Genomic DNA, 17,083 nt, shown 5'->3' on the forward strand with positions numbered 1-17,083 from the left:
AACAAACTCAACGTTTTTGCATTTCGTCCTAAAAATTTTGATTCGAACTCTACTGGTTATCACCTGATTTAAGCCTTTTTTCGATTGATTTTTGTATTTCCTCATCGGTTGGGATGGGGATGGTTATTTCGGGGATATGGAAAAGATTTTCATCAAATCTTTTTCTACTCTTGGGTGTCCTCCATGCATAGATTATTTCCATGGTTGGTTTTTCTTCTTCCCTCCAAACAAACCCATCTAATTGCCTTTGATCTTCCTTCAGCAAATGTGGAGGTGTGAACTGCCCCTCAGGTTTGATCAGGTAATTGATTTTTTGCACATTCCCCTCCTCGAAGAACATGATGATGTTTGCACAGATGTTTTTGTTGACTCCCCTCAGGGTACTGTCGTTGAGCAGGTTGAAATAGAGCGATTCTCCATTGCCATTCACGTCTAATCTTTTTATGTCACCTTCTTCAAAGGTGCCGATCATCTTCCTTCCCTTGAGCTGATTGAAATTGCCGAGGGTATCACGTGTCACGTTAAAGGCTTTATGGGTCAGATAAACTTTGTCCAGCTCCTCATTGGCGATTAGGATACTGATGCTGTCTGCAGTGATTTGGCTTTTGTTGTTCCAGATGATAGGGTCTTGGTAAAGATGGATGGTGGAATCAGAGTAGATGTATGTCAATGAATCAGCTCTGCCGGCAATCTCAGACTTGATCATCCTTACATTGTAAAATGCTTGGAGATGTCTCTCTGTTTCCAGTTCGCTGTCTTGGGAAATCAAGGTGTCTGCAATCATATACATGGTGTCCCGCTCAAAGTATTTTTGAACCAAGGCATTGCCATACACCTTGCTGTACTTTCTATCTTCCCAGTATTTTCCTTCCTCACCAAAAATCTCAATCTCCCTTTCCTTATTGAATACACTCACATCTCCCTTTCCTTCATAATATTGCAGGTTTTCATTGTAAAACAGATTTTCTGCATATACCAGGGACGTTTCTGTTTCTACTTCCCCATCATAGAACCTGAACAGTTTGTTTTCGGTGTCATAATAGCTCCCTTTTTGTGCGTTGAGTTTATTTCCTTCTGCAGACACGATATTTGTAAGCCCTACGGTTTCTGCTGTCTTTGGAATGGTTCGGTAGATCAGGAAATTGGTTTTCAGCGTGTAGTCTGGGTTGACCAAGATGACATCATCGGTGAAGGTGATTTTCTCAATTGTAGTCTCATAGACCCCGTTGATACTTGTCAGTACATTGGTGCTGTCTACCACTTTTCCATCGTTGAAGTAGTTGGCAACCCCAGTTTCCCGATTGTAATCCAAAAAATCAGTGTATAGAGTGGTAGATTCGTTTTTGAAGACTACTTTGTTTCTCAGCTTTGCGATCCTGGTATTTCCGTCGTATTCTGCATATCTGCTGGTAGTCGTGACAGGGTCTTTTTGATCCACTATCCGAACATTTCCAAATAGCTTGGCCATGTTTTCCTCTTCATAAAAGTAGGCAGAATCACAGTAGATTATGGAGTTTTGGTGTCTCATGACTGCATTGCCCAACAGTCTCTGAAATCCGGAGCTGCCTATGAGCCGGTCGGCTTTCTGGATCTCCAACATGGTATCTTCTTGGGCTATAGAAAGATGTGAAAAGAATAGAAGAAAGAAGCAAAGAATTGCGCTGTTTTTGATCATTTGATTTGGATTCGGCTACAAAATTAAGCAAAAATGGTATTTTTGGGTTATGGTTGATCGATTTATCCAACATATACGGACAAAAAATTTTTTGGATTTAAATGGACACTATTTGTTGGCCATCAGTGGTGGGGTAGATAGCGTCTGTTTGGGGCATTTGCTGCATGCAGCAGGAGTCAGATTTTCATTGGCACATTTCAATTTTGGGTTGAGAGATCAAGAAAGTGATGGGGATGAATTGTTTGTTAGGGAAATGGCGGCATTTTGGGATGTTTCGCTTTTTGTGAATAAAGCAAATAAGGAGGAATTTGAAGTAGTAGGGAAGTCTGTGCAGATGGTAGCCCGGGATCTTCGGTATCAATGGTTCGAGGATCTGGTTGATGAAAATCAATATACGGGTGTAATGGTAGCCCATCATTTTGAAGACCAGCTGGAGACCATATTGCTCAATATGCTTCGTGGGACTGGTATAGAAGGTCTTTATGGTATGGCTGAGAAGAGAGGTTTTTTGATCCGTCCACTCTTGCCTTTCAAAAGAAGTGAGATTGAAGAGTTTATGGTTGAAAACAAACTGCATTGGAGGATAGATAGCAGCAACAAAAAAAATGTCTATAAAAGGAATTTTTTAAGAAATGAGGTGATTCCTTTGTTGCTTCAGGGCTTCCCGGATGGGTTGATGACCTTGGACGATACCTTTCAGAGGTTGAAAGACACAGGAAAGGCATTTTTCCATTTGTTTTCGGAATGGAAGTCTGAGAATATCAAAGAGGAAGGCACGTTTCAATACCTGGATATCGCTTCGGTCAAGAATTTGCCTGGCAGACATTCGATGCTTTATTATTGGTTGAGGGATTATGGTTTTGGGTATGCGGATGTAGTGGAGATTTATGGGGCTATAGAAAAGGCAGGTTCGGGGAAAGTCTTCTATGCAGGCAAATACATGGTGAATGTGGATAGGGAAATGATAATCCTGGGAGAATACGATCTGGGACAAAAGGAATTGAAAATCGAAGAAACCGATATTTCCCTCAGTGTCAAATCAGGAAAGTATGACATTTTGCAAGTTGATGCGCCAATTGAGATTGACAGGGATGCGAACAATGCAATGTTTGATTTGGAAAAGCTGAAATTCCCCCTTACTGTCCGCAATTGGGAGATAGGTGATAAATTTGTGCCATTGGGTATGAAGAATGAAAAGAAAGTTTCCGATCTTTTGATTGATTTGAAAGTGCCTGTTATCCAGAAAAGATCAGTTTCGGTGCTTTGTTCCGGAAATGAGATAGCGTGGGTGGTAGGCTATAGGATCAGTGAGCATTACAAATCTGATGCAAACACAAAAAAAGTAATGTACTTTAAAAAAAGATAAGCCATGATCAATCCATTTTCCAAAAAATTTACTGTTTCAGAGTTGGCGGTTTTTGATTTTTTGTCGGAAGTCAAATTCTTTGAGCGATTGAAGCATTCAGAGATGGCGAAATTTCTTCCTGCCATACACAACAGGAAATACATGAAGGATGAGGTGGTGTTTTTCAGAAATGATCCGAGTCAGGCACTTTATGTATTGAGGAGAGGAAATGTCCGCTTGACAGTAGATATCTCGGATAGTTTCGAAACCATACTTGAGGTGACCAAAGGAGGAGCTTTTGGGGAGAATTCGCTGATGGAAAACACCAAGAGGATCTATACGGCTATAGTAGATTCCGAAGAAGCGGAACTGATGGTGATTCCACATTTCTCTATCCAGGAGATCTTTGAAAGCAATCCAAAAATCAAGGCAAAGATGATGACCTCCCTGGCGGAGTTTTATAACCAAAACAACCAAAAACTTTTCACTTCCTACCAGAATTCATTTGGCTTTTTCAATTTGGCTCAGATGTTTGAGGAATGATGGGTGGGCCAATTTCCGTATATGCTTGTTTACCAAAAATATTTGGATAAGTTATGGTTTATTTTTTCATTAACAGCCATTGTTTAATAACTTAGCGGGACTTTTGAGTAAATCATTAAAACCAAATAAAAAAACATATAAATCATGGCAAAAGTAACCGTAGTTGGAGCTGGTAACGTAGGAGCAACTTGTGCAGACGTATTGGCATACAGAGAGATTGCTGAAGAAATTGTATTGGTGGACATCAAAGAAGGTGTAGCCGAAGGCAAAGCTTTGGATATCTGGCAAAAAGCTCCAATCAACCAGTATGACAGCAGAACTGTCGGAAGTACCAATGATTATTCTAAAACAGCTGATTCCGATGTAGTGGTGATCACATCCGGTCTTCCCAGAAAACCAGGGATGACTAGGGACGACTTGATCGAAACAAATGCAGGAATTGTAAAATCAGTGACTGAGAATGTGATCAGATTCTCCCCAAATGCAATTATTATCGTTGTTTCCAATCCTTTGGATGTAATGACTTACCAAGCACATATCACTTCCAAGCTTCCAAGAGCGAAAGTGATCGGTATGGCTGGAATCCTGGATACTGCAAGATATAGAGCATTTATTGCAGAAGAATTGAATATTTCCCCAAAAGAAATCCAAGCTATCCTAATGGGTGGTCACGGTGATACCATGGTGCCACTTCCAAGATATACAACTGTAGCAGGTATTCCTGTGACAGAATTGATCGCAAAGGATACTTTGGATGCGATCATCGAGCGTACAAAATTCGGTGGTGGTGAATTGGTGAAATTGATGGGTACATCGGCTTGGTATGCTCCAGGATCTGCTGCTGCCCAGATGGTGGAGGCGATTTTGAAAAACCAGAGAAGAGTATTCCCTGTTTGTATCAAATTGGAAGGTGAATATGGTATCGATGATTGTTACTTGGGCGTTCCGGTAATCTTAGGAAAGAACGGTGTCGAAAAAGTCATCGAACTGGATCTGAATGCTGACGAAAGAGAGCTTCTTGAGGTGTCCAGAGGACATGTCAAAGAAGTAATGAGTGTCTTGGATAAGCTGTCAAGCAAATAATTTCAATTGAATTCAAAAATAAAAATCCCGGTTTGTTGATCGGGATTTTTAGGTTTTTAAAGAATTGAAGTTTACTTGCCGCCGGCAATTCCAAAAACCAGTCTTTTGGTTTTTGGAAATATTTAGAGATTCCTTTAATTCTTTTTGAAAAATCTTACGTACTTACTTTTGAATTGCTATCCCGTTTTTGAAAGTGTTCGATTTATGTAAATTGCGTTTGAATACAACAAAAAATATCTCAAATCTGTGCGAATAATCAAGCGAATCTTAGTTTCCTTATTGGTAATCTCCATTTTGGTGGGAGGTTACTTTTTCTATCATAGTTCCTATTGGAAAGGAGAAAAAAATGCGCTGGAAGTAATCTCGCAGGATGCGATTTTTGTCTTTGAGACCAATGAGCCTGTATTGGCTTGGAACCAGTTGGTGAGCCAACCAATTTGGGAAAGATTGGCGGAGTTGCCTTCTGTCAAAAATGCGGAGTCACAACTTGTGTCATTGGATAGCCTAGTGGGTAGATCGGGCAACTTAGACAGATCCCTGAAAGGAAATCAATTCGTAGTCTCACTACATGCGGTGGGCAGGGATGAATTTGATTTTCTTTTTACCTTGTCATTCAAGAATGGCTCTGACCAAGAATTCATCACCTCCCTTGAAAAGAACCTTCCGGAATTATCCCAAATTACGTCAAGGAATTACAGTCAGGTGCCTGTATATGAATTCCAAAGTGTCAACTTGGAGCGGAATTTGACTTATGCAAAGGTGAATAACATCATCGTAGCCAGCTATACCTCTTTTTTGGTAGAAGAAGCCATACGGCTTTCGCAAAATTCCTCCGAACCAAATTTTAAGACATCCAACCAGGAATTATTCAAAGCATTGCCCAAGCCAACAGGACTTGGGGTTTTCAGGTTGGCAAGTTCAGGTTTATCAAAATTGGTTTCGGGAATCAGCAGAAATGACAACCTGAATTTGGTCAAGCAGTTTGCCAAAAATGAAGTTTCGGGGAATTTTGAGTTGAATTTTTCTGAGGGGAAAATAGCTTTGACAGGATCGTCTTTTTTCCAAAAAGGACAAAAAGTTGATTTCTCAAAGGGACAAAAGGGCATAAAGGAAATCACGAATTTCATACCAAACAGAACTTCGGTATTGTTTAGGTACAGTTTACAAAATGCGGATCAACTGGCAGCTTTCAGGAATGAGGATTTTCAACCCAAATCGACTTTGGCAGGTGAGATTGAGAAAAATCTGATTCAGAAGGATTTCCTCAAAAAATTGACTGGGGATCTGATATTTATGGTTTTTGAAACGCCTATCAACCAGGAAGAGGATAGGATTATACTGATCCAGACAGATGAATTGGAATCTCAACTGGACTTGTTGAAAAAGTTTGATTTGGGAGCTGGAAATACAGAAACAGCTTCGGGTTTCGTGGATTATTACAAAGAGATGGAGATTTTTGTGATTGGAACTGAAGAGTTCCCGGCTCATTTGTTTGATGGTAAGTTTAGGGGTTTTCAAGAAACCTACATCGTTGGGCTTGAGGGAATGTTGGTTTTCGCCAATAGTGTGAAAGCTTTGAGGGTTTATTTGGATGATATATCAGGGGATAATACATGGGGGAAAAGTCTCCAGCAAAAGCGTATTGCTGGGAGTTTGTCGAATACTTCCGGATTTGATTTTGTGATCAATGTCCCCAGGATTTGGAGTACATTGGAAGGGATCAGTTCTCCAAATTGGAAGGTATTCTTTCAAAAATATGCGCCCCAATTGAAATCATTGGATATCATGTCGGTAGCGGTATCTGACGAAGGGTCGATGCATCGTACCAATATTGCATTTTCTTATCAATTGAAGCCGATCAAAGCTGTGAGTGGAGTGGTGTTGACGGAAAACAGGTCGGTAAAATTCAGGGACAACCTAATCTATGGCCCAAAAAGCATCCAGAATTTTAATGACAAGAGTTTTGAATTCGTAGTTCAGGATGAACTCAAACAAGTCCACCTGCTGACAGGTGAAGGGGAGTTGGTGTTTTCACAAGCATTGGAAGATCCTATTGTTTCGGATGTGTTCCAAGTAGATTTTTACAAAAACGGGAAGTTGCAATTGCTTTTTGCTACAGCAAAAAAAATCTATATCATAGATAGGTTGGGAGGGATTTTGCCTGGCTATCCACTGGAAATCCCAGGAGCAAATATCACACATTTGAATTTGGTTGATTATGACAACAACAAGGATTATAGGTTTTTTGTAGGGACTGACCAAGCTGAACTTTATTTGTTCAATAAGGAAGGGGATGCTTTGGAAGGATGGAATCCAAGGTCTATTTCATCAAATTTGGTAGTCAATCCTTCGCATCACCGGATCGTTGGGGTGGGAGACCATATGTTGGCATTGGATACTGATGGTAGTTTGTATTTCTTCAATAGAAGGGGAGAGAAAGTGCTGGATTCGCCGATCAACCTTGGTGAAACCCAAAGTTCTGATTACATAATAATCCAGCGGGGAAGTGCATCTTCGAGTAGGCTTACGACCGTCACAGAGAAAGGTGAAATCGTCAGCGTCAATTTTAAAGGAGAGGTTGGATACCTTCATCAGTTGGTGAGACCGGACAAAGACAGTAAATTCTTTTTGATCAAAGACCAAAAAGACGATAGGTTTCTCTATGCAGTACATGAATTCAACAAGGTCTCTGTCATGAATGCGGATTACCAAGAGCTGTTCTCCTACAATATTTTCTCGGAGGAATTGGAGTTTCAGTTTTTCTCATTCGGATCGGACAAGAACATATTTGTGGTAATAGACCCTATCCAGGAGTTTACATATCTATTCAACCTGAATGGAGAGCTGCTGAATACACTCCCGATCAGTTCGAAAAACAAAGTCGAAATCAAGTATTCCAGCAGTCAAAACGAATATAGTATCTTTGCTGTTTCGGGAAATAGTTTTGTGGAATACAGGTTGCCAATTTAGGAATTGTACCTTTGTGGCAGGATAGAAAAAAAAACAGTAATCAAAATGCGCTTTAGTTTAGTTTTAACATCATTATTTTTTTTAATCAACACCTTGTCGGCACAGATCATATTGGATGAAAACCACATTCCGATTGATCCCGAGGAAATGCATAGTTTGTCTTCTCCCTATTCTGCTACCCTGACTTTCTTTTATAATCTTCGTGAAGACAATTACGATCCGGAAATAGCCGCAGAGGTACTTAGGACATCCGATCAAACACTGGAAGAATCAAAGAAGCTTGCTGTGAAATTGAAGCAGATTTTTGATGGAAATGGGGTTTATGTCAAGATCAACGAGATTCCCAACAACCCAAACTACATAGATAGCCTGCATAACAACCAGGCGAGATATTTTTTTGAAACCCGTCTTTTGCCAGGGGTTTACCTTGAAAAGGAGAATGGGGAATGGAAGTTCAGCAGCTTTACTGTAGAGCAGATCGAAAGCCTGCACAAAGAAACATATCCCTATGGTACTGACAAGCTGTTGAATACCCTTCCAAAACTGGGGAATGAGGTTTATCTAGGGCTTCATTTTTGGCAGTTGGCAGGGTTGTTTATCCTGATATTGCTTTTGTTTCTTTCCCATAAATTGATCACCCTGGTGGTGGACAAGGGCTTGTTGTTTGCCTTGGAGAAATTGGGATATGGCTATATTGGTGAGATTTATCTGCTTCCGGTAGCCAAAGTGACAAGCATCTATTTGGTCATTGTTTTGACGACCATATTCATTAGAATCCTTCAGCTTCCGATCGAGATCGTTTCTTGGATTTTATTGTTGCTGAATGCCGCAAAACCATTTGTGATCACGATAGTGTTTTACAAAATCGTGGATATTATTGCGATGTACTTTGCTAGGTTGGCAGAAAAAACAGAGTCTACTTTGGATGATCAGCTCGTTCCATTGTTGAGGAAGACACTCAAGGCTTTTGTAGTCATCGTTGGTACTTTGTATGTATTGAAAGAGGGGTTGCAGGTGGACATTGTGCCGTTTTTGACTGGTCTATCCATTGGTGGTTTGGCTTTTGCGTTGGCGGCGCAGGATACCATCAAGAATTTCTTTGGATCCATCATGATTTTTATTGACAAGCCATTTCAGGTTGGGGATTGGATCACGAGTGGAGATGTAGATGGTACGGTGGAGGAAGTTGGTTTTAGGTCTACAAGGATCAGGACATTTAGGAATTCGGTCATGTATATTCCCAATGGGAAAATTGCGGATGCTACCATAGATAACCATGGATTAAGACAGTACAGAAGGTTTTATACCACATTGACCGTGACTTATGATACCCCTCCGGATTTGGTTGAGGCATTTGTCGAGGGATTGAGGAAAATCGTGATAAACCATCCCGATACCCGTAAGGATTATTACAACATTTATTTCAATAATCTGTCGGCTTATAGTCAGGATATCATGTTTTATGTGTTTTTTGAAGTTCCAAATTGGACGGAGGAGTTGAGGTCAAGGCATGAACTGTTGATTTCTATTGTCTCTTTGGCCAATCAGTTGGGGGTGAGGTTCGCATTTCCTACCCAAACTTTGCACATGGAGAGTTTTCCGGAAAAGAAAACACTTGTGCCCGAATACAGTGCAGATCCCAAGACTTACCAAGCCAAATTGCAGGAGTTTGTTGCAAAAGAGTCGAACAAGAAAGATTAGTGTTGGCATTATTTCTACAATTCGATCCCTTGTCTATTTTATCCAAAAACCGACTAAACAAATTAGAATGGATATAGCCCCAAAACATACTCCATATATGTGTCTTTTATGCTTGTCTGTTTTTCTGAATGCCAATGTTGCGATACCCATCAGCAATGAGCCAAAATAAATAACCGCAAGACCAATATTGAATACATGTAGCAGTTCATTGGTGAAGGCACTGCACCCGGTACAATCCATAAGCTCAGATTTATATAATCCCCTACTGATCACATGCCCGATTAGGACAGGCCCTCCAAAAGGTGCCAATAAAAATATAAGGATTTGGATAACACATATTGAAACTGATGCATAGTAGATGTATTTGAGGTACTTTTTCATAGGGGGATTATAGACACCTTCGTGATTCATGATATACTGCACTAAAATATTTTTGTGTTACTTCTATTTTCTTCATGTCTGTCAACTAGAATATGTAATAAAAAGGTGAAGCATAAGGAGGAAACCACAGCAAAGAGGATATAGATAAAGTTTTTATACCAAGGTATCCACCACAAATTCGTGAAGGTTCCAAATAAGATAACAATCAGAATTACGATAGCTGCCAAAAAACCAGATTTTTGAAGGAATGACAATGGGTTTTTTCTTTCCACGAAGTCAGTCTTTATAAGCTGAAAAGGTAAAAATATAAACAATGCGGAGCCAAAAAATAGGAGAAAATAAGATTCACCATATATAGCAAGAATCAATTTGTTTAGCGTAGGAATATGGGCATCATAATACACATACTCTTGATGGACAATACCTCGATAAATATTCGGTAACCATCTCCCAAGAATTAGTATGGGAGCGAATAGAGAAGCTATTATATTACCTGTTGTTTTTCTGAAAATCATAGTCGCTAGTTTGTTATTCACAATCTTTATTAAGGTACTCAACGGCTTTGTGCCGTTCACTACATCTTTTATATCATTCCAAACGGATACTCTTTTGATTGATTTCTTTTACATATTCAATTGTCACATTGGGGTTGGTTCTCGATATTTCTTGTAGATCAAGTTCTGTCAGGGTCTCTTTTTCGATAGTGATATTGGATATGGAATGATTTAGGAGATTGTTGAAATTTTCAACCCCATCAACTTTAGATCCAAGTAATTTCAACTCCTTTAGTTTCTTTTGTTTTAGGATAAAAGGCAGCGCTGTTTTGAAATCACAATTGATAAGCTGTAAGTAGGCTAAATTTTCTACTGATTTGTACAGTAAATCTGGAAAATCTTTACCGTCTTGATCTGTTTGGATGAGGATCAACGCTTTTAAATTCATCAAAGATTGATCGATATTAGGAACTTCATCCAGCTTATAATTTATTTCCATCATGATGGCAAAATCTTGGAGACCATCATTTGTCTTAAGCATTTGGAATCTGTCATCTTCATATATTGGCGTTCCATTGAAGCCCATGGCATATCCGCTTTTCAGCATTGATTTGGGGAGGATTTTTAGAAAAACATACTCTTGATAAAATATCCCACGGTATAGATTGGATAACCATCTCCCAAGAATTAGTATGGGAGTGAATAGAGAAGCAATTATATTACCTGTTATTTTTCTGAAAATCATAGTCGCTAGTTTGTTGTTTACTGCCATTGTTTAAGATACTTAAGGGGCTCATATATCTTTTGCCCTTCTTTCTCGACCTATTCAGACACCGAAAATCAATGCATAGACCATTACGGAGACAAATGCCAAAATAGGTCCAAGGACAATCATCAGTAATCCGCCGCTCCGGAAACTCTTCTGCTCAACCATTCCAGTAGAAAATGCAACGGCATTGGAAGGGGTGGACACTGGCAGTAACAAAGCGCAAGAGCAGCTAAGTGCTACAATTAGGGGAGTGGCGAATCCCCAGATCCCGGGAAGTGCCAATCCCAAAGGGACCAAAATGGATGCTGCAGCTGTATTGCTCATAATATTGGAAATCAAGACGGCAATAATGGCAAATACGATACCTACTCCAAATAGTGGAATGGGCAATTGATTGATTTTGTCCATGATAATATCAGTCAGCCCCACATCTACCATGGCAATCCCAAGAGCCAAGCCTCCGGCCACAAGCATCAATGTATCCCAAGGCAATCTTCTGACATCTTCGGCATTGATGATTTGAAACAAAGTGAGAAGGACGATGGGGATGGCAGAGGTTGCTGCTATAGGGATATGATGAATAGGCTCAGTAAGCCAAGCGATGACCGTCACTGCCAATGTGAAAATGACGGCATTCTTCTTGAAACCTTTTGCTTGGGAAGTAGCTTGGTCAAGTTTTTCCAAGTCCAGTTGTATGTCTTTGATTTTAAGTTTTTTGGAAATAAATTTCCAGAAGATAAAAGTAGCCAACAAGGCAGTAGGCAGCCCAAAAACCATCCATTCTACAAAGGTGATATGAATCCCTTTTTCGTGCAATGCACCTACTGCGATAGCATTGGGCGTGCTTCCGATGATCGTACCCATTCCTCCCAGAGTGGCTGCTGCGGGAATGCCCACCAGCAAGGCTTTGGTATAGGTAGAATTTTTCCCCATCAAATGTGCCAATGGCAGTACAGAGGAAATCATCATTGCTGTGGTAGCTGTGTTGGACATGATCATGCTCCCTACGGCGGTGGTGAACATGAGTCCCATAAGTAGCTTATCGGGTTTGCTTCCGAATTTTTTTAGGGTAAAGCGGAAAAGTGATTTGTCAAGACCTACTTGGGACATGGCTTCAGCAAGGAAAAAACCTCCCAACAGCAACCATATCACATTACTCGTCCAAGTGCCAAGGTACATTTCCACTGGTGTTCGGTGATCTTCGAGGATAAAATCAGTCCCGAAACCCAGTAGCAGCCCTGCAATAATAAATATGCCTACAGCAAATGGCGGGATCGCTTCCGTTATCCAAAGTCCGATGGCCAATATGGATAGGAAAAACACATAGTTTGCATCATCAGGATAGCCAAGCTTATTGAAAAAATATCCGATTGTCAACACTAGGAGAAAATTTCCCGTGAAAGTGGAGGTATTGAAAATCCAACCAAGTTTCAGTTTTCGATAAAGCCTGATCGCTGTTTGCCGGGAATCATTATATGCCATAAAAATTGGGGTTTTTAGGTTGTATAAAGATATGGATTATCTTATTAGTATTGTTACCTGTTTCATTGGTGTCCACACCTATCTTTGTGATTGATAAGATTAAATGACACTTCCTTTATCCTATACAATCTTTTCGTAGGATGTGGCAAGCTTTTTCGTTGGGGTTTTTGTCGGTATGCCTTTTATAATTGGTAAATTCACGGAAAACAGTTGATTGGTTAAAATCAACTACTTTGTGTCAACATCTTCAGTATGCCAATCAGACCTATCACTTCTATACCGTCTTTCATTGGGAACTGATCTGTGCCAGAATATACCACAATCTTCTTGGTAGCTTTTGTTGCGTCTTGAGCCTGTCTTTGTACTACTGGAGTTAGTATTATTATTAAAGTAGGTCAAAATTGTGGTTAATGACATTTTCTGTATATTTAGTCAAATTATTGAGAGGATAATGTTTGGAAAGTGTAGTGTATTTAGAGTTCTGTTTTTAGCGGCTTTTGTTGTGACAATCTCAGCAAATGCGCAATACCAGCCTGATAGCTTTCAGTTTTCCAATTTGGGGATGCGGGATGGACTTTCCCACAATCAGGTGAATACAATCCTCAAAGACAGCCAAGGGTTTCTGTGGGTAGGGACTTTTTCGGGTTTGAACAGGTTTGATGGGCAAGAAGTGAAAGTATTTGAGCATGATCCTGATGATCCCAAAAGTCTCAATAGCAACAATATCCAGGATCTGTTTTTGGATCCCCAAGGTAACATGTGGGTAAAAACACTCATTGGACTTCAGGTATATGATCCCGTGCAAGAACAGTTTCATGCTGAATATTCACCTTACTTGAGCACTTATGGGTTATTGGCACAAGGGCTGGAAAATATTGTTCGGGATTGGGACTCATGTTATTGGTTTATCCTTTCCGGAGCTGGGGTCTCCCAGTATAATCCTATAACAAAGCAAAGTGCAAACATTGGAGCAAACCAACTTGCTTCTGGAAATGTAGCAGATCTTGCAAAAGACAAGTCTGGTGATATTTGGCTGATTCACCACAATGGACTTCTTGAAAAAATTGATGGAACAACTTTCCAAAGATCGGTTTTACATGAAAGCATCCATCACTACTTCGAAGGGAATGAAATGGAATACAAGATGGTGATGGATCGGGATGGAGATCTTTGGATCTATCTTCCAGACAATCGCACAGGTCTTTTTTATTACGACGTATCTCTGGGTGAGATGACGCATTTTAGGCAAAACCATCCTCGTCTACCACTGAATTCTGATTTGGTTACCTCTCTATTGGAAGACAAAGACGGCAATATATGGATAGGGACTGACCATGGTGGAATTAATCTGCTGGACAAAAAAGATTTTTCCCTGAGATACCTGATGCATGATGAAGGTTTGGCATACAGTCTTGCCCACAATAGTATTTATGACCTCTATCAGGATGATGAAGGTATTATCTGGATCGGTACTTATAAGAATGGGGTCAACTATTACCACAGCAACAACCTTCGGTTTTACCATTATCACCACATCCAGTCTAGGCCAAACAGCCTACCTTACAATGATGTGAACAGGTTTGCCGAAGATGAAGAAGGGAATCTATGGGTGGGGACAAATGGGGGTGGGTTGCTCTACCTGGATCGAAGTAAAGATACGTTTACCCAAATACAAAAGCGTGATGACAAAGGATTGGGCAGTGACGTGGTCGTCAGTATGTTGTTTGACAGCAATAGCAACCTGTGGGTAGGGACTTTTTATGGCGGTTTGGTCAAGTACGAAGGGGAAAAAGCCATTCGGTACGATAAGGGCATGAATGCTCCATACAGGCTGCCTGATGAGAATGTTTGGGAGTTGTATGAAGATTCCAAAGGCAATATTTGGATGGGGACATTGACTAGTGGGCTTTTTTATTTGCCAAAGGGTGAAATCGAATTCAGAAAACCACCAATCGCAACTGGTGAAAATCTGGTAAATGTAAATTATGTAGCCGCAATTTTGGAGGATTCCAAAGGCAACATTTGGATAGGGGGATCAGCTGGGTTGGATTTGATCGAAATGGGTACTGGCAAGGTTAAAAGTTTTGTGCATCAACCTGGGAATACCAATAGCTTGCCCCATGACAATGTGATGTACATTTTCGAAGACAGTAATGGGGCTATTTGGCTTGGTACGCAGAGTGGTTTGGCGCTTTACGAGCCAAGCAAAAACCTGTTTCAAAATTTCAGCACAAAGGATGGGCTACCCCACAACACCGTATTGACAATTTTGGAAAGTGAAGGGGAATTGTGGTTGAGTACTCTCAAGGGGATTACCAAAACCCAAGTTCCAACAAATCCGGATTTTCGCAATTATACTTTCAAGAACTACGATAAAGAGCCCGATCTAAAGGATTTGGCTTTCAATGAAAATGCCTGTTTGCAAACTGGCAGGGGAGAGTTGATTTTCGGAGGACCACATGGCTTCAATATATTTGATCCCAGATCGTTGCATTGGTCCTATGATCCCAAGGTTATTTTCTCCTCTTTTGAGTTGTTTAACCAGCCAGTGGAGATTGGTAAAGCTTATAACGGCAGGGTGATCTTGGACATGGCGTTGACAGGATCTCCTTCGATCACCCTGAAGCATGATGAAAATGTGTTTTCGGTTAGTTTTGTCTCCCTCAATTTTTTCCAGCATCTCAAAAATGGATATATGTACAAGATGGAGGGTTTTGATACAGAATGGCAGAAGACTGACCACCAAAATCGAAGACTGACCTATACCAACCTAAATCCAGGCACCTACACATTAAAAGTGTCCGTCATCAACGAAGATGGAGGACTGGGGATGTATGTGGCAGAGCTCCCTATCACAATCCTGGCCCCATTTTGGAAGACAGGGTGGGCTTATTTCTGCTATTCAGTATTGTTTGTGATGATTCTGGTATATGCAAGATATTTGGTAATCCAAAGGGCCAAAGGGAAATTTCTGTTGGAACAGGAGAGAAGGGAAGCACGCCAGCTTCATGAATTGGATATGATGAAAATCCATTTTTTAACCAACATTAGCCATGAATTCAGAACCCCGCTATCGCTGATTTTGGCTCCTATGGACAAGCTTATGAAAAAAGAGCAGGACATAGATCGGAAAAAACAATACCAGATGATAGAGCGTAATGCCCGCAGATTGCTTCATTTAGTCAATCAATTATTGGATTTCCGGAAGATTGAAACAGAATCCGTATCATTCCATCCTGCTGAAGGTGATATCATCGCTTTTGTCCAAGAAGCTGTATATTCATTTTCCCAGCTCTCTGAAAAACAGCATGTGAAGCTCATTTTTGAGTCAGAGATAGACAGCCTTTACATTACGTTTGATATGGATAAGATGGAGAAAATCCTATTTAATCTGTTGTCTAATGCCTTTAAATTCACACCTGAGCATGGGGTGATTCAGGTGAATGTAAAATCAGTGGCTGAACAAGGGCAAAAACAGCTTTGCATTTCGGTAAAAGACAGTGGTATAGGGATTGCCAATGACCAGTTGGATAAGATTTTCGAGAGGTTTTACCGAAGCCCAACACCAGCTGGGGTGGTCAACCAAGGAAGTGGCATTGGTCTGTCGATAGTAAATGAGTTTGTCAAGCTTCACGCTGGACACATTGAGGTGCAGAGTACTCTAGGCCATGGCAGCTGTTTCAAAATTATATTGCCCTACAGTCCACTTTGTAGAGAAGATACTGGAAAAGTAATAGGGGGGAATACAATGTTGGAAAGTGAAATACAGAGAGAACCAAAAGCCAATATTGGGCATGCCCAAGCCAAAAACATCAAGTTGTTGCTGGTAGAAGACAATGAAGATTTCAGACAATATCTCAAAGAAAGCTTAGGGGAATATTTTGAAGTAGAGGATGCAGAGAATGGCAAGTCAGGTTGGAAGAAAGTGTTGTTTGGCAAGCCAGATATTATTGTCAGTGATTTGATGATGCCCGAGATCAATGGTATCGCACTTTGTCAAAAAGTCAAAAATGATCCAAGGACTGCCCATATCCCATTTATACTGCTGACAGCATTTACTGGACAAGATAAAAAACTGCAAGGCTTGGATATCGGCGCCAATGATTATATCACCAAACCTTTCAGTTTCGAATTGCTGTTGGTAAGGATCCAAAACTTGATCAAACAAAACCAGCTTCTGCAAAAAACCTTTGAAAAGAAAGTGAGCGTGGATACCCAGGAAGTGGAGATCACTTCTATGGATGACAAGCTGATCTTGAAAGCTAGTCGTATCATAGAGGACAACCTCTCTGATCCAGAGTTTTCGGTGGAAAGCCTCAGCAGAGAGCTGGGGATGAGCCGTGTACATTTGTATAATAAATTGACTACCATTACCGGGATGTCACCTTTGGAATTTATCCGCCATCACCGCCTGGAGAGGAGTTTGCAATATTTGGAAAAAAGCCAACTAAGCGTATCCGAAGTCGCCTATCAGGTTGGGTTCAACAGTGCCAAGGTATTCAGCAAATACTTTAAAGCAGTCTATCAGGTTTCCCCATCCAACTACCAATCCAGTAAAAAGCAAATTGCAAGAGAGTGATTTTGGGAATAGAGTGGTTTTTAACAATGTGTTTTTGATGAATTAAGGCTTAATATTTGGT

10 protein-coding genes are annotated in these 17,083 nt (G+C 40.5%); 6 read left to right on the plus strand and 4 right to left on the minus strand.

Annotated features, from left to right (window positions below):
• Positions 1-49: 49 nt before the first annotated feature.
• The gene (locus ACFSKL_RS00435; RefSeq protein WP_376882294.1) at positions 50-1,675 is read right to left on the minus strand and encodes an OstA-like protein; all 1,626 of its coding nucleotides are present in this window, start codon (positions 1,673-1,675) and stop codon (positions 50-52) included.
• Positions 1,676-1,766: 91 nt separating this feature from the next.
• On the opposite strand from ACFSKL_RS00435, the gene tilS reads away from it, so the two are divergent.
• From tilS to ACFSKL_RS00460, 5 genes are all read left to right on the plus strand, one after another.
• Positions 1,767-3,041, plus strand: a complete 1,275-nt coding sequence (gene tilS / locus ACFSKL_RS00440) for a tRNA lysidine(34) synthetase TilS (RefSeq protein WP_376882296.1) — start codon at positions 1,767-1,769, stop codon at positions 3,039-3,041.
• A gap of 3 nt (positions 3,042-3,044) precedes the next feature.
• A complete protein-coding gene (locus tag ACFSKL_RS00445; protein ID WP_376882298.1) occupies positions 3,045-3,563 on the plus strand; it encodes a Crp/Fnr family transcriptional regulator in 519 nt (172 codons plus the stop codon).
• A 144-nt stretch (positions 3,564-3,707) separates the two neighbouring features.
• Complete coding sequence (gene mdh, locus ACFSKL_RS00450) at positions 3,708-4,646, plus strand: malate dehydrogenase (RefSeq protein ID WP_376882300.1); 939 nt, start codon at positions 3,708-3,710, stop codon at positions 4,644-4,646.
• Between the two features lie 246 nt (positions 4,647-4,892).
• Entirely contained in the window at positions 4,893-7,616 is a 2,724-nt protein-coding gene (locus ACFSKL_RS00455; protein ID WP_376882303.1) for a hypothetical protein, read from the plus strand.
• Positions 7,617-7,661: 45 nt separating this feature from the next.
• Entirely contained in the window at positions 7,662-9,317 is a 1,656-nt protein-coding gene (locus ACFSKL_RS00460) for a mechanosensitive ion channel family protein (RefSeq protein WP_376882305.1), read from the plus strand.
• 33 nt (positions 9,318-9,350) lie between these two features.
• On the opposite strand, the gene ACFSKL_RS00465 is transcribed toward ACFSKL_RS00460, so the two are convergent.
• From ACFSKL_RS00465 to ACFSKL_RS00475, 3 genes are all read right to left on the minus strand, one after another.
• Positions 9,351-9,698 (minus strand): hypothetical protein, encoded by a 348-nt coding sequence (locus ACFSKL_RS00465; RefSeq protein ID WP_376882307.1) that lies wholly within the window; start codon positions 9,696-9,698, stop codon positions 9,351-9,353.
• Positions 9,699-10,286: 588 nt separating this feature from the next.
• Positions 10,287-10,964 (minus strand): hypothetical protein, encoded by a 678-nt coding sequence (locus tag ACFSKL_RS00470; protein ID WP_376882309.1) that lies wholly within the window; start codon positions 10,962-10,964, stop codon positions 10,287-10,289.
• Between the two features lie 54 nt (positions 10,965-11,018).
• Positions 11,019-12,443, minus strand: a complete 1,425-nt coding sequence (locus tag ACFSKL_RS00475) for an SLC13 family permease (protein WP_376882312.1) — start codon at positions 12,441-12,443, stop codon at positions 11,019-11,021.
• Positions 12,444-12,894: 451 nt separating this feature from the next.
• Between ACFSKL_RS00475 and ACFSKL_RS00480 the strand changes: the two genes are divergently transcribed.
• Entirely contained in the window at positions 12,895-17,022 is a 4,128-nt protein-coding gene (locus tag ACFSKL_RS00480) for a hybrid sensor histidine kinase/response regulator transcription factor (RefSeq protein WP_376882315.1), read from the plus strand.
• Positions 17,023-17,083: the final 61 nt, after the last annotated feature.

It is taken from the genome of Belliella marina, from assembly GCF_042682445.1.
Lineage (GTDB): Bacteria > Bacteroidota > Bacteroidia > Cytophagales > Cyclobacteriaceae > Belliella > Belliella marina.